This window comes from Dactylosporangium maewongense (assembly GCF_039531485.1).
GTDB lineage: Bacteria > Actinomycetota > Actinomycetes > Mycobacteriales > Micromonosporaceae > Dactylosporangium > Dactylosporangium maewongense.
The window spans coordinates 216,339-234,029 of record NZ_BAAAQD010000002.1 but is presented as its reverse complement, the minus strand read 5'-3'; the positions used below and the strand labels follow the sequence as shown (position 1 = coordinate 234,029).

The following is a 17,691-nucleotide window of genomic DNA, read 5'->3' as shown; positions in this document are numbered from 1 at the left end:
ACGGTGAACATCAGCGGAGCCAGCGACCGGGCCGGCGGCGCCGCAGCTGGTGCCGGGTCGGCGGATGCGCCGAGAAGATCTGCGGCGCCTCGAACGTCGGCTCCGCGAACACCCTCGCGGGTTCCGCCCTCACGCCGGCAGAAGCCGCCGTTGGTGCGGGAGAAGCTGCCGCCGGTCAGTCAGCTGGACGCGCAGGACCGGCAGGACACCCGGGCGACGTCCGACGATGAAACCCTGCGCCGCTACAAGAGCTGGCAGTGGCACAAAGTGAGCATCCAGCTGGTCCATATCGCGGGCGGAGCCACGATCTACCTCGTGGCTGTGGTTGTCGGGCTGCTGTTGATTCCGGGAGCTACGCCGCAGGTGGCGATGGGGGTCGCTGGCGTCGCGCTGGCAGCCGGCTCCGGCGCGATGGCGGTCTCGCGGTTCACCGGTCGGAGCGACCGGTCCGGACGATCGGGGCCACCGACTGCCTGACGGCGGCCGCGGCCCGACTGCCGAACCGGTCACGTACGGCTCCAGCTGCAAGACCGGCGAGCAGTGCGCTCACCACGACGACGAACACCATCGCGGTCGCCGATGCGCTCGGCGTGATCCTGGCGGCCGAGGCGCCGAGCACGACGGCGGCCACGACAACGGCGCCAAGCACGCCGACGGTTCCCGCGGCTGCGCGGACTTCATCGCCTGCAGAGGGCTCGCGAGAGGGCTCGCGATTCGGCGTGGGCGTCGGTTCAGAGGTCTGCACTGTCGCTGGCCCTTGTCGGCTCGATGTACTGGTGTGCCGATCTTTGGGGTCCACACTCATGACGCTAGCGCCAGGTGGGCGACGTGTCGTCGGCTGGACGGTTCCCCCGGCCTCGTGGCGACTGGCGCACTCAGTGAACGCACGGCGGACCCGAGAAATGTTGGCACGTCAACTGTCCGCCGTGTCGGACAACCGTCCTGACTGACCGCGGACACCTACACCAGTGTCGCTCTACCGGAATCGCAACGGCGAGTCGTAGCAGCGACCGCCGAGCTCGTCCATACTTCCGCCCGCGCTGTCCGGAAAAATCAAGATGCGGCGCAAAGAGTACGGCGACCACGGCGCCCGATCCGCGACACTCAGCTCCGGAGCGACCCGCGAATCGTGAAACCTCAGGTCAAGCCGCCGCACGGCGCCCGGAAGGATCGAGGAAGAGCAGAAGCGCGACCAAGTGCACGGCGAGCAGCCATCGTCCACATCGGACGGAGCGAGCCCGTGAAATCGCAAACCGTCGGCCGGAGGTTGGGCAGCCGTGATGCGGCAGCCGGTCGGTGGCCATGCTCAGCAGGATCCGGGTGAGGTGCGCGCCGAGGCGATAGTGCGCGTCACAGATGGCCGGCTGGCGGTGCGCCTCGCCACAGGCTCTCTCGGACAGCGACTACTGACTCTCGATGTGACTGAAGGCCATTACGTCCAGCTTGGCGAACGTCCAAGCAACCACGGAGCAACCAGTGCGACCGCAGCCTCAGTTACGCAGTCCTTCACGAGTATGGCGGCCGCGACGACGTCATCATCTAGAACAGCGGTAGCCGTGACGTCGCGAGGCCCATACCGCTGGTGCCGATGTGCGGTCAAGAAATCGCAATTGTGCTAGCGGGGAATGTGATGCGCCGGAAAATTCAATCCTTGGCTGCCTCTATGCTGGCACTCTGTCCTCAATCACCACAAAGATCGTACAGCGGCCAGGAGATAGGGTCTCCAACGGTCTTTAGCGCTTGGTGCGAACGGGCGGCAGCATCCAAGGGGGATCGACCCATCGAGTGCACTGCATGTGCAATCCGATCGAGCGCCGCCCCTACGAGGGGCCCTCCCGTCTGCAATGTCGATCGCAGCGCCACGGATTGAGTGCTACCACCATGCAGAACGATGTTTCGCTGTCGGTACACTCGACGCAGGCTGCTTTTAAAATAGCCCGTCACGCGCCGAAGAACGGGCGCAGGATTGTTTACAAGAGCCGACATTCGCTCGAAAGCTGCCCGACTGGCGGGGTCTCGAAGCGTGATAGGGGATCCGCTAGCGATCCATTCATAAACGACCTTCGCTCTATCTTTGTTCAGTTCGCCTGCCCTTTCCAGGAGCGCCTCAAGGCGCGGCGTTGTAGATGTATCGATGCGATGGCTAATGGTAGTTAGCTCCGCCCGTGGCCAGCTGGTGGCACAAATGTCGGCGGCACGATCGGCGGCGATAGCTCGTCCAACTTCGCGATCGGACGCATCTTCCCCTGTAACCAGAAGGGACTCCAGCGCAGCCCATGCTCCGGCCACTGCGACGGGTGGGGATCCGTTATTCAGTGCTGACGCCAGCTCCAGCGCTTCATCGAGAACTGAGTGTGCCGGGTCCACGCGGTAAAGGCTCGCCGTCTTTACTAGCGACAGGACATGAGTGGGTGGTGCAGCGTTCTGCAAAGCAAACGGCTTAGCTTCTCCTTGCACCAGGATAAAAGGATGGGGATCGAGGCTGGTGTTCTCGCGAAGGAAGCTGACACGATTGGTTAGCCGTCGGACAATTTCAACACAGCCTTCAGCAGCGCTGGCAGCGTCGCGTGCCCTCATCGTGAGGAGAAGGCCTCCTACGTGTCGCAAGCTCGCTTGATCTGGATGGTGCGTCTCCAAGTAGGAGGCCACACCGTCTGCCGGCAACCAGCCGTATTCCTTGGATGCGAGGTGCTCTTTGGGGATCCGCTCGAAAACCGCTAAACAGTGATAGTTCGATTCGCTAGCTGTGGCAAGGTTATGCCAGGAATCAATAATTTCTACAGCTGTGCCGCCAGCGCGACGGACGGCTTTTGCCGATGCGCGAAGATGTTCCGGATGAATTCCAAGATCGAGAACATGGCATGCGATGTGGCGGCTAGCTCGCTCGACATCGAATTTTCCGCTAGCTACGGCCGCGCGCCACCGTAGCAGGTAGCCGTGATCGATGCAGTCGACCAGCTGGAGTAGCCCGCGTTGCCGGTAGCCTCCCGCCGTGATGCCCTGCTTCAGCAGTAAGTTCAACTGACTACGAACTTGTTGATCACCGATTGCCGCATCGCTCCCCAAGCGGCTCGGCAAGCAACTTCGTTGAAGCCACATGAGCGACGACTCGCTGAGCGTCTTGTTGGCCACCCAATCCGCTGCCTCGGCAAGCTCTCGCAGCGCCAACGACGTGCCGAGGTCCCAGGGTCGACGAGTCCACCCAGTCCACGGGGTGACATTCTCTTCCAAACGTGCTGCAAGTACGTCTTGTCTGCTAGCGTTTGGCGAAGTCATGTGGTACCAACAGACTTCTGGTTCAGCGTCCGGCAACCCGCTATGCTTGCCGTAGGTTCCGCTGACGAGCGGACAAGCCAAGGCTGGGGGATCGTCCTACGGGGCCGTCCCCCAGAGCCTTGCAAGCCGCCGGTGGGACCTAGCTGAGGTACGCTCAGCCTGTTAGAGCTGGGCGGCGGGCTCGATCGAGGCGACAGCGCAACGCTTCCCCATACAGGTTCCGTTGCCTTGGCGCTAAGAACCCGCTGGGGTGCCATGTTTCTCCGATCCCGTGCCGTTCATGACTGTATGACCGTTTACGGAGTATAGGACGGCCTGAGCGTCGGGTGGTTAGCTCAAGCCCTGAGTTCGGTCCTTGTCGCGCCGTCAGCCTCAAATCCTGCACCTGTCCTATCGACGTCTAGCCCGATCTCGGCACCACATCATCGGCCATCCGCACGAGCTTGGTGATGATGTCGACGGTGATCGCCGTCCAGATAGCGGTGATACACGCACGAGTGGCGCCGGCGTTGTAGTAGCGCCACGCCTCATCGGCCAGCGGCCGGACGTCCGGGCTCCACACCTGCCTGATCAAGGTCTCCACATCGGTCACGCCGACCGTCTTGTCCCTGCGTTCGGGCTAATGCCTTCCATAACTCCTAGCGTCCTGCGCGGAGCGCGGCGATCAGCCGTGGCACCCACGGCGTGTCGCTCCATAGTCCCGACCTCCTCCGGGCGTGCCTGGTCAGACCCAACGGGCTGGGCGAGAACGACGTCGCCGAGCTGGCGGGGCAACGTACGGCGCCGGAGTGTCCGGTTCGCCGGGTGCTGAGAACAACGCTGGCGGGGCCAGTGAGACAGACTGAGCCGCCTGTGAGGGCGCCGGGAGCGCAAGGAGCGGGGTCGTTTCGGTGTCGGGGGTGTGCAGATGGGCGTCGACAAGCATCGTGTACACCACTTCTACCGGTAGTCGGCCGGCGGCGAGCAGGAAGGCGGCCGTGGCCTGACCGTCTACGACGACGCCACAGGGCACGGGGATCGCCACATCAAGGACGTCTGGATCGACGTGACGACGAGCGAGAAACCCCGCGACTCGTGGCGAGAGGTCCAACTGGTGCCAGCGGTGCGCAGTGCCCTCGTGGAACCCTTCCTCTGCCCACGCCCGAGCCTCCGCCTTGAGGTGCTCTGCCTCGTCTCGGCTGACTCGGGGCCGTCCGCGCATGGAGGCGGGCATCATGACGCGAGACATCGGCGAGAGGTCGTCGACCCGGACCGATGACGACGAGTCGCTTGACCGACGCCGATCGGCGGACAGCGGCTGGCGGGACGTTGTCGGCAATAGCAGGAACGGCCGCGGCGGAGGTGGTCCTGGGCGGGCCGCCCTGGCCGCGGCTCGGGCAGATTCGCTGATGACTGGGCCGGTTTCCACCGGGGGTTGGGTCTTCGCGGGCCTCGGTGCCGGCGGCCTCGCGGTGAGCGGCCGAGTCCTGAACGCAGGGAAAGCCGACCGCCGGTTCCAGGACGGGCGTTCCGCCGGTTCCGCCGGCGGTGAAGGTGCCGGGGCGATTGGCGGGCTGGGACGCCAGCGGTCGTTCATGACCTCAGCCGTCAGCGCGGCACGGTCGCCGTCGTACTGGAGATGCTGCAGCAGGACGGCGACCTGGCGCTCGTCGAGCGCACTGGTCGTTGGGTTGATCGGCAACTCGGCGGCCGCGCCGAGTTGAACGATGTCGTCGGCAGTGATCGTGATGTTACTGACGATGGTGAGCCGGCGCGCCAGCTCACGCACTCTGACCTTGGGCAATGGAAACTCCCCCATGATCCTGTCAATCCGACAGGTATCGCCATGGAGATCGAAAAGGGCACGTTCACCCGGGCGTGTCGTACAAAAGTTCCTGTGGCTCCACCTCAGCGACGCGTCGGGCTCATCGCCGACGGTGTAGGTGCGCGCCAAGCGCCACGTCCGCCGATGTCTACCGAGACTTTCGATCTGGTCGGGCTCCGCGGCGTTTACGCCAACGGCGCAGCCAGCTGTCAGGACGGAGCCATGCCGACACTCGTCGCGCCGGACTGGCCGGCTGTCCGACGAGACTGGCCGTCGTATCTGCGCCAACCGGCTTCGGTGCGCTGTCGTCGAAGTGCCGTTCCCGGTGTGCGTCTTCACGGGCGCGGGCGAATGCGACTTCGGCGGGTCCCCACTGCCGATCCCAGCGGACGCGGCCGTCGGTGATCCAGTAGTGGGAGCGGCAGGTGAAGGACCAGTTGCCGATCGAGGGGTCCAGCGAGATCGCGACGCCGTTGAAGCCGAGTCGCCACCCGGTTGGCTTGATCGGGGTGGCGACCTCCCCACCGCAGCCGCACAGGCACAGGTGCACGGCCGTGGTGTAGGGGATGCAGACGTACACGATGCCCTGCTGCAGGGTGTCGGGTACGACGTCGACGAACTGGTGTGCGACCGTGGCGGCGCGCGTCACGCGTGGTCCTCCGTGTTCAGCGCGCCGGTGCCGATGGTGAAGGTGCTGTGGTGCTCGTGGCTCAGGTTGAGGTATGAGCCGTAGAGCTTGCGCCACTGCACGACGGCGAGGGCGGCGTTGAGGCCGTTGAGGTCGCCGGTCTGGATGTTGTGCTCGTACTCGTCGTCGGGGTCCGCGTCGCCGAACGGGATGCGGTCGTGGGCGTGGTCGCGCTGCTGCGGCGTGCTGGTGGTGACCCGCAGGATGCCGCCGACCGCGCCGTCGACGTTGTACAGGCCCATGCCCACGTCGATGAACGCGATGCCGAACTCCTCGAGCGCGGCGATGATGTCGCGCTTCGGGGGGCCTTCGTCGATGGCGATGAAGACGAAGCTCATGTCCTTGAGCTCGTCGACGTTGTCCTTCGTGAGGTAGTAGGGGTGCGGGACGATCCCGGTGCGCATCACCGAGTACATGGCGGTGTAGTAGTCCACCTTGACCGGCCGACCACGCAGCTGCTCGAGCGATGCCGCGCCGGGGGCGCGGAACGCGGTGTGCTGCTGGAAGACGTCGCCGTCGAAGAGGTGGATCTGCCGCACCGGCGTCTTGGCGACGTGGTCGAGGATGTAGCCGCCGCTGCCGCCCAGCCCGATGATGGCGACATTGTCCAGCGCCAGCTTCGCCGCGCTCGCGCTGATCCCGGCGCGGCTCGTGGCCGTGTCCAGATAGCGGAAGACCGCATCGGGCTCGTCGTCCTCCACCACCGGGTAGGTCCGGGCCGTCGCCGACGGGTCCCGCGCGAGCGCGGGACCCGTCAGCATGGCGATGTAGGACGTCATCTGATGGTGGTGGTCGCGGTAGCCGCCCTCCGGCTTCTGCGAGAACAGGAACCGCAGGTGGATGCCCTCGACGTGCTCGTCGATCTCGCTGTTGATGAGTGAGGTGAGCGGCCGGCCCTCGGCGTCGCAGGGCCGCCGTCCGGCAAACCGGGCGACGTGGTCGCCCGGTGGGATCGTCTCGTCGCCGGCGAGGGCCAGCGCCGTCACCAGGGTGCCGAAGCTGACCTCACCGTCCTCAGTGACGTACGGGACGTGCCCGACGACGAGCCGGGCGTCGACGATCGACACCTCATAGCCCTCGTCGGCCAGCCTGCGCAGGTCGGGGTTACGACTTATTAGTCTGCGTGACATCAAAGATCGTTCCCGGCTTGATCGTGACCGTGCCGCCCTTACTGAGGATGCCCTCGTGGTGCGGCTTCACCGCCCGGCTGTACGTGATGCTGAACATGACGTCCGGGCCGCTCGGCACCGGATCGAACGCCAGTCGCACCACGTCCTCGAAGGTCAGCACCCTCTGGTGCGCGACCTTCGGACGCCCGTTGACGATGACCGCGATCTCGCGGTCCGCCTCCAGGACGTTTCCACCCCCGGTCTCCGTCTCGCTCTCCGCCATCTCCTACCCCCTCGTTGAACCCCCGGGCCGCCGCAACAACCCATAATGATCTTGCGCTTAACACATCTGGTTCATCACCAGATCTGTACGACTCAAGCTATACGCCCTCTCGCGGGGATCCACAAGACGTTTTGACCGGCGCCCAGGCCCCGCCACCACCCGGGCGCCCGCGGGTCGTCGACGTGGTGCGGGCGCCGACGTGCGGAACTGGGAGTACCATTACGAGATTGGTGTAGGGCAAGATCTCGCTGGAGGCTGCGGTGCTGATCCGCCATCGCACGGAGGGGACGCGCCTCGTGTGTGTCAGCAGGGCCGCGCTCCGGAGCGCGTTCGGCGCGGCGTGGGAGCTCGTCTCGCGCGTCCTGACCATCCTGACGCAGGTTACGAACTTGGCCGAGGTGATGCAGTTCGCGTCCGTCACCCTGCGCCGGGTGGCCGACGCGTCTCGCGCGGCGTTGTACGTGATCCGGTGCGGCTCGGTCGAGGTCATGATCGAGGGCGTCGCGACCACTGTGTCGGCTGACCGGGAGGACGCACGGCACGACGAGCCGAACCTGCTGCAGCGCATGCAGGCAGTCGTCATCGAGAGCATCACCGTGACCGCCCCGATTCCGGCCTGATGGTCGACGACCACCGCCGACCCGCACCGTCGCCGCGCGACGCCCAGACGCCTGAGGACTACTCGGTACGCAGTGACGCGGGCAGCGCCGTCGTACAAAGCGAGTTCGCACCGGATTGGCTCCGACCGCCCGGCGAAATCCTGCAGGCCGAACTTGACGCCCTCGGTCTCACCCAAGCCGAACTCGCCACCCGGATGAACGTCTCCGCGAAGCACGTCAACCAGCTGATCAAGGGCACCGCCAGCCTTACCTTCGACATGGCGCTGCGGCTGGAACGCACGCTGGGCATCTCAGCCGCGTTCTGGAACCGCCTCGAGGCCAACCACCAGGATCAACGCGCGCGGCAACGAAACCGCGAAGAATGGGCCCGCGAACACCTCGGCTGGCTACGACGCTTCCCCCTTCCGGCCCTCATCGAACGCGGCGTCCTCCATGAAGACGACGAGGTCAGCATGCTGGAACGCTTACTCGCGTTCTTCCAGGTCGCCGACCCCGACGCGTACGAGCGAACCTGGGCCGAACCAGTCGCCGCCGGGTTCCGACGCACGCAGCACACCAACGTCGATCCCTACGCCACCGCCGCCTGGCTCCGGCTCGGGGAACGCGCCGCCGACCAGACCCCACGCCAGCCCTACGATTCGACCGCGTTCGCCGAGCTGTTGCCGACACTGCGCCGGCTGACGCTCCTGCCCGACAGGCAGGCGTTCAACGAGCTGCGCCGCGAGTGCGCCAGCGTCGGAGTCGCCGTGGAGTTCGAGCCAGACCTGCCCGGAATCAAAACATGCGGTGCAGCCCGCTGGATCAGCTCAACAAAAGCGCTCATCCTGTTGTCCGGCCGGTACCAGTTCCACGACATCTTCTGGTTCGCGTTTTACCACGAAGCCGCACACCTCATCCTGCACCCGAAGCGCCGCGTGGTCGTCGACCTGAACTTGTCCGACGATGACGACGGTCAGGAGACCGCCGCCAACACCTACGCCGCCGCCACCCTGATCCCCGAGGAATACGCTCAACAACTCACCATCAAGACCACCGCCAGCCAAGCCGCAATGATCGCTCGCACGATCGGCGTAGCGCCAGGAATCGTCGCCGGCCGGCTCAGCCACCTCCAGAACAACTGGACCCGATACTCCCGCCTCCGCCGAAAACTGCAACCACTTACCTAACGTGTAACGCAGGTCAGCAACCTACTTAATCGGAAATAGCCACGTCCTTATCGCGATCAGGAACTCGCGGCCACCCATTCCCGCCTGGTGCGTGGCGCAATCCGCTCACGGTAGTTGTCGACGACGACTTTGCAGCGGTAGCGGACCAAAATCGGCACTTATGTTATCGCCAAATGCGGCGTGGTTGCGGGCGAACCGACCGGCACTGGCCATCGGGGAAAGCGTGAAGGGCCGGTATGGGTAAGTGCCGGCGCCTCGCGGTGGTATTGCTCAAGCTCAGCGCGTAGATGAGCGGCCGTCCATGTCTGTTCGGTCTCGTCCAGGCCGTCAAGGTCGGCGCGTACCTGCGGGACTTCACCGACTTCTCGGCGATGAATGCCATCTACGCCGAATTCTTCGGCCCGACAACCTCCTGGTCCGCACCCTCGTCCCCCTTCCCGCTCGGGCGGCTCCGACATCGAGGTCGACGCGATCCGCTTCGGCTGGTCTCGGTAATGGCCGTTCAGCGCATCGTTGTCCGACACCGGGATGAGCGCGGGTCATCGCCCTCCTCATCCTGCCGGTTGGGCGACCTGGAACTGCAGGGCTCTATCCGCGGCGTCCAGCAGCGCCGAATACGTCAGGACCTGCACGCGGCTCATGTCCGCGTTGTACGACCGCAGCGTCTGCTCGACCTGCTGCTGCGAGACGTCGGCCGGAGCTCCGTGGTCACGGTGGCCGATGACGACCGTGCCCCGGGTCCGGCGCAGGTCGATGTCGAGACCGAGTTCGTTGCGGTACGTGGTGCTGAGGGCCGGACCCAGTTCGTCGAGCGTGCGCAGGTAGTTGCGGCACTGACTGACCGCCTCGTGCACGGGCTGTGAGGCGATGAAGTGACTGCGGTGCCGCTTGACGAGCCGCTCGTTGGGTGCCTTCAGCTCGATGACGTGCAGGCTGCCATCGGCGCACAGCAGCGGGATGTCGTATTCGTCCAGCGGGGCCAGTGATCGGCGGTCAAGAACGCCCACATACTGGCCACCGAAGAGCCAGAATCGGTTGCCGATCGCCTTCTGCATCGTGGTCTCGGTCGTCGCCGGGTCTGCGGCAAGCTCGCGCAGCTCGGCAACCACGCGGCGGCGCTCCCGCACCACGGCGCCCTCCGCGGCGGACAGACCCGACGGGGTCGAGGCGAACCCGGCCATGACGTCGGCGGCGTCGGCGCGGCCGGACAGCCGCCGGCCGAACTCGACCGGACCCTCCTGCGCCTGTCCGCGGATCTCGCGGATCGCCTCGATCCGCGACGCGACGCCCGACACGAACGACGCGAACGCCATCGCGGGATCAGGCTCTGCGAACGCGAAGCTGGGGTCGTGCTGAACCGTCACGAAGCAGGCCGCGTCGACCAGACCGTCACCGAGGAACTTGCGCAGCGTCTCGGCATACCGGTCGACGAGCGTGACCGGCTCGAACCCGGTGTGGCGCGCGCTCGGCATCACCGCGGTCGCCCCGCGGAGCGGCCTGAGGCTGTTCGAGTTCATCTCCAGCACGACGAACAGTCCGACACAGGGCTCGAAGGGCAGATCGGCGTTGACCGAATAGGCCCGGTTGATGTTGTTGGCGAAGCCGAGCATCCCATCGACGCGATTGTTGAAGTTGTTCGGTAGGCCCGAGTCGACGATGACCTCGATCGCGCCTATGAGCAGGTCGCCGTCGACGATTGCCAGATCCACCTGTGGAGCGGTCGACCCGTAGGCGCCCGGCAGGGTGACGCGGTGCCGGACCAGCATGTCTTCACGACGCACCCCGGCTGCTACCAACGCGTCCATGATGGCCTCGATGAGACCGTCGACGTGACCGGCGCCGGTCACCGTCGACCGCACGCCGACGTTGAGGGACGATCTGGCGGATCGCCGCTGCAAGGTCGCCGTGTGGAAGCGATGCAGTGCTGGGGCCAGTGTGGGCGTGCTCAAGCCGGAACCTCCGAACGGCGGGTGAACGACGTCCGCTGAGGTCTATCACGAGGGTCCGACACTTTCTGGTCGAGCCGTCTGTCTGCCCGCCCGCGCCTGTCGGATCACCTCGGACATTCCGCACGGGGACCTTCGCCCGCAGACAAACCGGGCCAAATCGAGGACGTCGTAATATCCGCCAGCAGCGCGTCGGCTGCACGGCTCCATCCGCGCCTCGGCAAACATCGATCGGAGCACCATCTCGAACTGCTGACCCCTCCGCTGGCGACTTGCAGTGGCTTGCCTCGGGGCATGCGGTTTCGCCCGATGGGCGGGCGTGCGATCGCGTTGTGCCGTGAATCGGATGCCCTCACATCTATACCGTCGGTGACGGTTCCGCGCACTGCTGGTAGTGAGTCGGTGAGAGTCGGTAGGCCGCAGCCCGGTCTCTATTCCTTCATTGGGTGGTGCGGGTTCCATCCGTTTAGGTGTGGGCGTAGATCTTCCGGGTTCGGTTCGATGGTGAAGTTGACAGTTGTGAGCGTGGGTGTGCCGACAGTGGGGTCGATCTTGTCAGCACGAGCGCGTGCCCAGGACAACCAGGCGGTGAGCTCGCCGTCGCTGGCCTCCTGAGCTGCCGCGGCGTGTTCGAGGGCGTCGCAGAACGCCCGCATGTTCACGGCGTTCTGCCACTGCTTCATCGCGGTGTCGAATGTCGTCCTGCGGTACTCCTCGATGGCGAGATCGCGGGCCTTCGTGATGGCGTGCTCCCACTTCGCCTCGCGTTCGCAGTCTCGGCGTCGGCGCTCCTCGGCTGCCTGTTTTTCGGCGAGTCTCGCCGCGGCCTGCCGTTCCTTCTCGCGCTGTCGGAAGGCGGCGGAGATCTGTTCCTGCTCCTCGATGGCCTTGATGATGTCGGCGACGATGCGACCGGTCTGCTGTTCCAGGCTTCTGGTCGGGGTGTCGCGCCAGGTGAGGCGCTGGCCGGACTGGGACTTGCTGACTTCGAGTCGGAGGCGGCCGGTGGCTACGCTGTCGAACTCCGGGATGTCTGCCCAGGGGCGGAGTCGTTTGGTTCGCCGTTCGTCGGCGGTGAGCACATGGGGTACCTGGTCGTACTCCTCGAAGAACTCAAGCGAACGCCGCGCGCTGCCGAACTTGACGTACGGTTTCGGGTTCTTCGTGGTGAGGTTGACGCCGACGCGGCATTTTCGGGTCGTCCCGGCATCGTTGATCGCCCGGAGCAGAGCGAGCACGCGGGGGATCGATTCCGGTGCTACTCTCAGGTTGGTAGGGTCCTGTTCGAGAGCGCCGTAGTCGGCCGCCGCAGTGGCACGTTCGTCGCCCTGGCCGAGTCGTAGCCGATTCCAGTCGGTGTCATAGGGCTGCGCCGCTGAGTACAGACGGATGATGAGGTCACCAGTGTTACGGCCGGTGTGCCGGAGCTCGTAGCCGTCCGGTACGAGTTTGTGCTGTTTGGCGGCGTGGATGGCGCGTCGATAGCTCGCGCGGGTGTCGATGTCCGGGTCCGAAACGACGACGGTGCCGCCGCCGGTCTGGAGCCGCTCGATCAGCACGGTCGCCTCTCGGATCGCAGCCGGTTGCGCCGTCGGCTGCTCACCCAGTCCGCCTGAGGCCGTCTGCGTGGACGAGCTCTCCGAAAGGTCACCGGTCGCCGTGCCGGTCGCCGTTGGGTACTGGCCGTTGTCGAGGTAATAGCGGCCGAGCTCGGTCAAGGCTGCGAACCACCGACCGTCCCGACGTGACACCGTGACCATGCGCCGGCCTTGCAGGGCCCGCGCGGTGTGTTTTGCGCCTTCGCCGGGCATGTCCGCGTCGGGGCATCCGGCCTCTACCCAGCGCAGCACCTCGACTTGGTGCGGCTTCAGCGGCGCGGTGATGTCGACCATCGGGCAGTTATACCGACCAGTCCCCTCCCCGGCATAGACCCTCATCATTCGGTAGGCGTAGGTCATCGGTCGATGTCAGAGTGGTCCGGTACACCCGGGTCTCGCTGCCTCGCAGCAGGTTGGCATCTGAAAGGGCGGTTCAGGTGGCGTTCGATGCATCGCGGTTCGTCGTCGGTGACGAATGGGCGTACCGGCTTCGCGACACAGCACCCTCGGAACGCGTACGCATCAAGGCTGTCACACCGAAGAAGAGCACAGCGAGTATCGAGGTGGAGTTCCCCGACGACGATCATCGTGTGCAGACCGTGCCGTCATCTCGGCTGAAAACCCGGTGGGCGGATGTCGAAGCCTACGACACCCAGCAAGCAGCCTGGCAGCGCATCGCCGACTTCGAACTCGACTCCGTCGAACAGAGCGCAGTGGGCACCGTCTACTCCGCTCTCATCCCGGAGGAGGTAACCGAGTTGGACTGGCGTCCGGTCGAGAACGCCACGATCATCAAGAACCGTACGGCGCTGGCCGAAATCCTTCAGGTATCCGTCGAGGAGATCCTGGCGAAGGTCGAGTGGTTCACCACCGACGAAGGCACGATCGTCTCGCCCGCCGGCACGATCGTGATCGCGGAGGCCGCCTGCCGCGACCACTCGCACACCATCCTCGAGCACGTGATCGAGGAGGAGGCCGAGGCCCGACACAAGTGCAAACACGGCGGCCCGCACCCCTTCCGCAAGGGTGAGGAGTCCAGTCCGGAATGGGAGTACCAGTGGTACCGCAAGTACGTCCGGCCTCAACACGAGCTGCTGCGGCAATGGTGCGGCCACCGAGCCGTCGCCGCCCACGAACGACTCACGGCTGCTGAAGCGGAGAACCACCGCCTCGACCTACTCGTCGTGCAACTCATCAAAGCACTCGACCTCGCCGGCGAAACCGCACAAGCCGAACAGTTCGCCGAGGAGCACGAACGCGACCGGATCACCCCCTACCTCGCCCGCCCTGTCGTCGACCGCCCACTGCACTGGTCCGAGATGCCCGTGCGCGAAGTCAAGGTCTACCGACGGCGCCACTGGTAGCAGCCGTCTGCCACAGCCACTCCTCCTCGGTGCCCCCCGCGGGACACCTCGACAGGCTCGCGGCGGGGGACGAATCCCAAGTGGGGGCACGAGCGTTCCAGCCGACGTCCGGCATCGTTGCGGCACTGCAGGTCAAGCCTCCGGGCCGCGCCCGAACGGGCCGCGGAAGAGCAGGAGCGGGAAGAAGTGCGAGGCGAGCAACCACCGTCCACATCGGACGGAGCGGTAGCACAAAACCGCAGGTCAAACGGTGGGCTGCCTCGGAATCAAATCGAGAGCCTACGGATTAAAGCCGTCGGGAGCTGCGGCCTCAATGAAGGGCAGCTCCGTCGGGAGCTGCGACGCGAAGCTCGGCCAGCCGTTCATGCCGTGGCAGCGGCCTCAATGAAGGGCAGCTCCGTCGGGAGCTGCGACTTCATCCGGTAGCGGTTGCCGATGACCTGCGCCCGCGTGCCTCAATGAAGGGCAGCTCCGTCGGGAGCTGCGACTCGCCGGAGTACCAGGCGTCCCAGTCTCGGTAGGCCTCGCCTCAATGAAGGGCAGCTCCGTCGGGAGCTGCGACGGCACAGAACCTCCTACGGTCCGGTGATGATAGACGAGCCTCAATGAAGGGCAGCTCCGTCGGGAGCTGCGACGCCCGATGGCTTCCGTCGCCGGGCGCCGTTCGAGATGCCTCAATGAAGGGCGGCTCCGTCGGGAGCTGCGACTAGAGCCTGGCACGGCGGCACGTCCGACCGCCCTTGCCTCAATGAAGGGCAGCTCCGTCGGGAGCTGCGACCAAGGCGTAGGCGATGGCGCTCACGATGGCGCAGACGCCTCAATGAAGGGCAGCTCCGTCGGGAGCTGCGACTGGACGACAACAGTAAGAAAGCCTTCTGGGACTAGCCTCAATGAAGGGCAGCTCCGTCGGGAGCTGCGACTGGGCTCGGATTCTACTGCCAGCGAGCAGCACTGACGTAAGCCCATTGCGAAGGGTGGTTCCAACGCTGCGAATCAAGGCCGCTCAAGTTGATGCAACAGGTGACGCGTCCAGGAACGTTGCTGGCAGGGTGGCATGCGACGGCTCCGCGCTCACGGCCGGGACGATGGAGGCTTCGCGCTAGAGAATGGCTGGGCCGTGATCCGTAATCGTGCGGCTTCGGCCGACCACATCGAGTGTGCTGCGTTGATTCTCCCTCAACGACCCCAGGTCGCAGAAGAGCACCGAGTCGGTGGACTCGTTGATGAGGTTGCTGAGTTGCGTCCGAAGGCGAAGCAACTTCGCGGGCCGGGCATCGACGATGAAGACGCTGTACTGTACGCGGTCGCCGTACGATTCGAGTTTGCTCGCGACTCTGGTCCGGCATGCGTCATCGGAGATGTCGTAGGCGATGAGGTAGCGTCGCGCGTCGTTCAGGCTCATCGGATTCTGATGCCTTGGTAGCCGGGTTGTGTACCGTCGATGACGCCGAGCACAAGACGGGCCTGGATCTCCATCGCTCGCCGCCATGTCACCTCGTAGTCGAACAGCGGGTGGCGGAAGGTGCCGTTGACACGGCGTTCGTAGCCTGCGATCAGGGCTTGCGGCCGCGGTCGCCGATTCGTGAGGTGCCGAGGACGGTTGAGAAGTCCCGTGTGCGGAGTTCGCCGTTGTTGAAGGCGTTGACTACGATGGAGTCGGCGACTGGGGCGCGGAACTCCTCTACGAGGTCGAGGGCAAGCGCCGGCGTGTTGCGGCCGCTGCTGTGCAGGAACCCGGCGTGCGGGTCGAGGCCGCAGGCGACGACCGCGCGGAGGGCGTCGGCGGTCAGCAGTCCGTAGCTCAGGTTGAGGGCCGCGTTGATCGGGTCGCGAGCCGGGCGCCTCGACCGTACGGCGAAGTGGAGCCCTTCGGCGGCGACGACCTTCGGCCGGAGCATGGTGAGGAAATGCTCGAAGTATCTCGCCGCGGCATCACCTTCGATGCCGAAGATGTCGGTCAGGGATTTTGCCTCGAGCGCGGCGCGCTGCAGTTCCCGCAGCCGGGAGACGGCATCTGAGGCGTCACCGTGACGGCGTAACAGCGTCGCCTGATTGGCGATTTTCGCTGACACGAATTGCCGGGCGAGGTCGATCCGGCCGTTGTGGGAGGCGACATGTTGGCGCAGGCGCGGCCCGCCGTTCGGACCTGCCGCACCTTTCGCCCATCCGACGACCCTGCCGGTGCTGCTGCACCACACGACAGGCAGGCTGCGCCACAGCAGTTCACGAATGAGGCCTGCTACGTCTTGATCGTCATGGCGGGAATAGCCTCAGTGAAGGGCAGCTCCGTCGGGAGCTGCGACCTGCTTCTCAGCCTCGGGGTGAGGACCGCGACACGAGGTCGAAGGCGTTGTTCACCAGCAGGTCGGGCAGACCTCGATGAAGGGCGGCCCCGTGAGGACCGCGACGTGCACTGGACTGGTCCGCGCGGAACGTCTGCTGCTCGCCGCCTCGATGAAGGGCGGTCCCCGCGAGGACCGCGACCGTTCGCCTAGCCCGCGGCCGGATCACCATCCCCGAGCCTCGATGAAGGGCGGTCCCGTGAGAACCGCGACCGGCTTGTGGGAGAAGTCGTTGCAGTACGGCTCGACGCCTCGATGAAGGGCGGTCCCCGCGAGGACCGCGACGATCAACCCGACGATGTTCGACCTGCTGGTTGCGCAGACGCCTCGATGAAGGGCGGTCCCCGCGAGGACCGCGACTGCCATACAGCGGGCTGGCGGGGTTGAGCCGGCTCCAGCCTCGATGAAGGGCGGTCTCCATCAGGACCTGCGACAGCATGTAGCCCGAGCGCTCACCGTTGACGTCCACGCCTCGATGAAGGGCCGTCCCCGCGAGGACCGCGACCGCGAACATGAACGTCGACACCTAGATCCCGATCGAGCCTCGATGAAGGGCGGTACCCGGTAGGACCGCGACCTCACGGACAAAGCCGGTGAGAACGGCTGGCTCGATGCCTCGATGAAGGGCGCCCCTGTGAGGACCGCGGCTTCTTCCCCGACGAAGTGTTCAACCACATAGAGGACTTGCCTCGATGAAGGGCGGTCCCCGTGAGAACCGCGACGGCGAATGGGTGCACCGTGCCGCAGCCGTGGACTAGCCTCGATGAAGGGCAGTCCCCGTGAGGACCGCGACCCAGGACGACGAACTGCCCGCCGACCTGCGGGATCGTGCCTCGATGAAGAGCGGTCCCCGTGAGAACCGCGACGGGCGAGTACGGCGGCGGCGGCAACCACACCGGGTGCGCGTTGCCTCGATGAAAGGCGGTCCCCGTGAGGACCGCGACACGCTCGCCCGCAGCCTCGCCGTCCCAGACCTGCGGCCTCGATGAAGGGCTGTCCCCGTGAGAACCGCGACCGGCCAGCCTCGCGATCGACCATGCGCGCACGCTAGAGATCGGCCTCGATGAAGGGCGGTCCCGTGAGGACCGCGACCTGAAGGAGGGCCTCAACGCTGCCACCCTCGCCAAGCCTCGATGAAGGGCGGTCCCCGCGAGGACCGCGACTCGCCCACGGCCACTGCGGCACGTTCGGCACGAGGCCTCGATGAAGGGCGGTCCCGTGAGAACCGCGACCTAGCGATGAGGAGCTCGGTCTGCGTCATGCGGCCTCGATGAAGGGCGGTCCCCGCGAGGATCGCGACTTGGCGCGTGAATCTAGGGACGTTTGACGGTACCTGGCCTCGATGAAGAGCGGTCCCCGTGAGAACCGCGACCGCCGAGGCTCGCCACCCTGCCGAATCCGCAGATCATGCCACGATGAAGGGCGGTCCCCGTAAGGACCGCGACGCGTCCAGAACTCCTCCGGCACCAGCGTGGCCTCATCGACGCCTCGATGA

Annotated in this window: 14 protein-coding genes and 1 CRISPR repeat array; of the genes, 4 read left to right on the top strand and 10 right to left on the bottom strand. The window is 65.7% G+C overall.

What is annotated here, in order from left to right; translation table 11 throughout:
• Positions 1 to 10 precede the first annotated feature (10 nt).
• Entirely contained in the window at positions 11 to 133 is a 123-nt protein-coding gene (locus tag ABD332_RS07970; protein WP_344501139.1) for a hypothetical protein, read from the bottom strand.
• Between the two features lie 20 nt (positions 134 to 153).
• On the opposite strand from ABD332_RS07970, the gene ABD332_RS07965 reads away from it, so the two are divergent.
• Complete coding sequence (locus ABD332_RS07965) at positions 154 to 477, top strand: hypothetical protein (RefSeq protein WP_344501138.1); 324 nt, start codon at positions 154 to 156, stop codon at positions 475 to 477.
• A 1,203-nt stretch (positions 478 to 1,680) separates the two neighbouring features.
• Here the strand turns inward: ABD332_RS07965 and ABD332_RS07960 are convergent.
• The 5 genes from ABD332_RS07960 to ABD332_RS07940 form a co-directional block, all read right to left on the bottom strand.
• Positions 1,681 to 3,132, bottom strand: a complete 1,452-nt coding sequence (locus ABD332_RS07960) for a hypothetical protein (protein WP_344501137.1) — start codon at positions 3,130 to 3,132, stop codon at positions 1,681 to 1,683.
• A 544-nt stretch (positions 3,133 to 3,676) separates the two neighbouring features.
• The gene (locus ABD332_RS07955; RefSeq protein ID WP_344501136.1) at positions 3,677 to 3,868 is read right to left on the bottom strand and encodes a hypothetical protein; all 192 of its coding nucleotides are present in this window, start codon (positions 3,866 to 3,868) and stop codon (positions 3,677 to 3,679) included.
• 1,360 nt (positions 3,869 to 5,228) lie between these two features.
• Positions 5,229 to 5,729 carry a ubiquitination-like system serine protease family protein gene (locus ABD332_RS07950; protein WP_344501135.1) on the bottom strand — a complete coding sequence of 167 codons (501 nt, stop codon included), beginning with the start codon at positions 5,727 to 5,729 and terminating at the stop codon, positions 5,229 to 5,231.
• The gene (locus ABD332_RS07945) at positions 5,726 to 6,898 is read right to left on the bottom strand and encodes a ThiF family adenylyltransferase (protein ID WP_344501134.1); all 1,173 of its coding nucleotides are present in this window, start codon (positions 6,896 to 6,898) and stop codon (positions 5,726 to 5,728) included. The genes ABD332_RS07950 and ABD332_RS07945 overlap by 4 nt, the downstream gene beginning before the upstream one ends.
• A complete protein-coding gene (locus tag ABD332_RS07940; protein ID WP_344501133.1) occupies positions 6,873 to 7,160 on the bottom strand; it encodes a multiubiquitin domain-containing protein in 288 nt (95 codons plus the stop codon). The genes ABD332_RS07945 and ABD332_RS07940 overlap by 26 nt, the downstream gene beginning before the upstream one ends.
• A gap of 260 nt (positions 7,161 to 7,420) precedes the next feature.
• On the opposite strand from ABD332_RS07940, the gene ABD332_RS07935 reads away from it, so the two are divergent.
• Positions 7,421 to 7,780 carry a hypothetical protein gene (locus ABD332_RS07935; protein WP_344501132.1) on the top strand — a complete coding sequence of 120 codons (360 nt, stop codon included), beginning with the start codon at positions 7,421 to 7,423 and terminating at the stop codon, positions 7,778 to 7,780.
• Entirely contained in the window at positions 7,780 to 8,946 is a 1,167-nt protein-coding gene (locus ABD332_RS07930; protein ID WP_344501131.1) for a HigA family addiction module antitoxin, read from the top strand. Before ABD332_RS07935 ends, ABD332_RS07930 begins: the two co-directional genes overlap by 1 nt.
• A gap of 551 nt (positions 8,947 to 9,497) precedes the next feature.
• On the opposite strand, the gene ABD332_RS07925 is transcribed toward ABD332_RS07930, so the two are convergent.
• Positions 9,498 to 10,895, bottom strand: coding sequence for a Shedu anti-phage system protein SduA domain-containing protein (locus ABD332_RS07925; RefSeq protein ID WP_344501130.1), 1,398 nt, complete (start codon positions 10,893 to 10,895; stop codon positions 9,498 to 9,500).
• A 428-nt stretch (positions 10,896 to 11,323) separates the two neighbouring features.
• Positions 11,324 to 12,784, bottom strand: coding sequence for a hypothetical protein (locus ABD332_RS07920; RefSeq protein WP_344501129.1), 1,461 nt, complete (start codon positions 12,782 to 12,784; stop codon positions 11,324 to 11,326).
• Positions 12,785 to 12,927: 143 nt separating this feature from the next.
• Here ABD332_RS07920 and ABD332_RS07915 point away from each other — a divergent pair, with 143 nt between their 5' ends.
• A complete protein-coding gene (locus tag ABD332_RS07915) occupies positions 12,928 to 13,854 on the top strand; it encodes a hypothetical protein (RefSeq protein WP_344501128.1) in 927 nt (308 codons plus the stop codon).
• A gap of 307 nt (positions 13,855 to 14,161) precedes the next feature.
• Positions 14,162 to 14,774: a CRISPR direct-repeat array (repeat unit 36 nt; unit sequence GCCTCAATGAAGGGCAGCTCCGTCGGGAGCTGCGAC).
• Positions 14,775 to 14,953: 179 nt separating this feature from the next.
• Here ABD332_RS07915 and cas2 read toward each other — a convergent pair.
• Complete coding sequence (gene cas2, locus ABD332_RS07910) at positions 14,954 to 15,256, bottom strand: CRISPR-associated endonuclease Cas2 (protein WP_344501127.1); 303 nt, start codon at positions 15,254 to 15,256, stop codon at positions 14,954 to 14,956.
• A 151-nt stretch (positions 15,257 to 15,407) separates the two neighbouring features.
• Positions 15,408 to 16,052 (bottom strand): CRISPR-associated endonuclease Cas1, encoded by a 645-nt coding sequence (gene cas1, locus ABD332_RS07905; protein WP_344501126.1) that lies wholly within the window; start codon positions 16,050 to 16,052, stop codon positions 15,408 to 15,410.
• Between the last annotated feature and the right edge of the window lie 1,639 nt (positions 16,053 to 17,691).

Coding starts and splice junctions, on each gene's coding strand:
- ABD332_RS07945 (WP_344501134.1), bottom strand. CDS start 6,898: ATGTCACGCAGACTAATAAGTCGTAACCCCGACCTGCGCAGGCTGGCC.
- ABD332_RS07940 (WP_344501133.1), bottom strand. CDS start 7,160: ATGGCGGAGAGCGAGACGGAGACCGGGGGTGGAAACGTCCTGGAGGCG.
- ABD332_RS07930 (WP_344501131.1), top strand. CDS start 7,780: ATGGTCGACGACCACCGCCGACCCGCACCGTCGCCGCGCGACGCCCAG.
- ABD332_RS07920 (WP_344501129.1), bottom strand. CDS start 12,784: ATGGTCGACATCACCGCGCCGCTGAAGCCGCACCAAGTCGAGGTGCTG.
- cas2 (WP_344501127.1), bottom strand. CDS start 15,256: ATGAGCCTGAACGACGCGCGACGCTACCTCATCGCCTACGACATCTCC.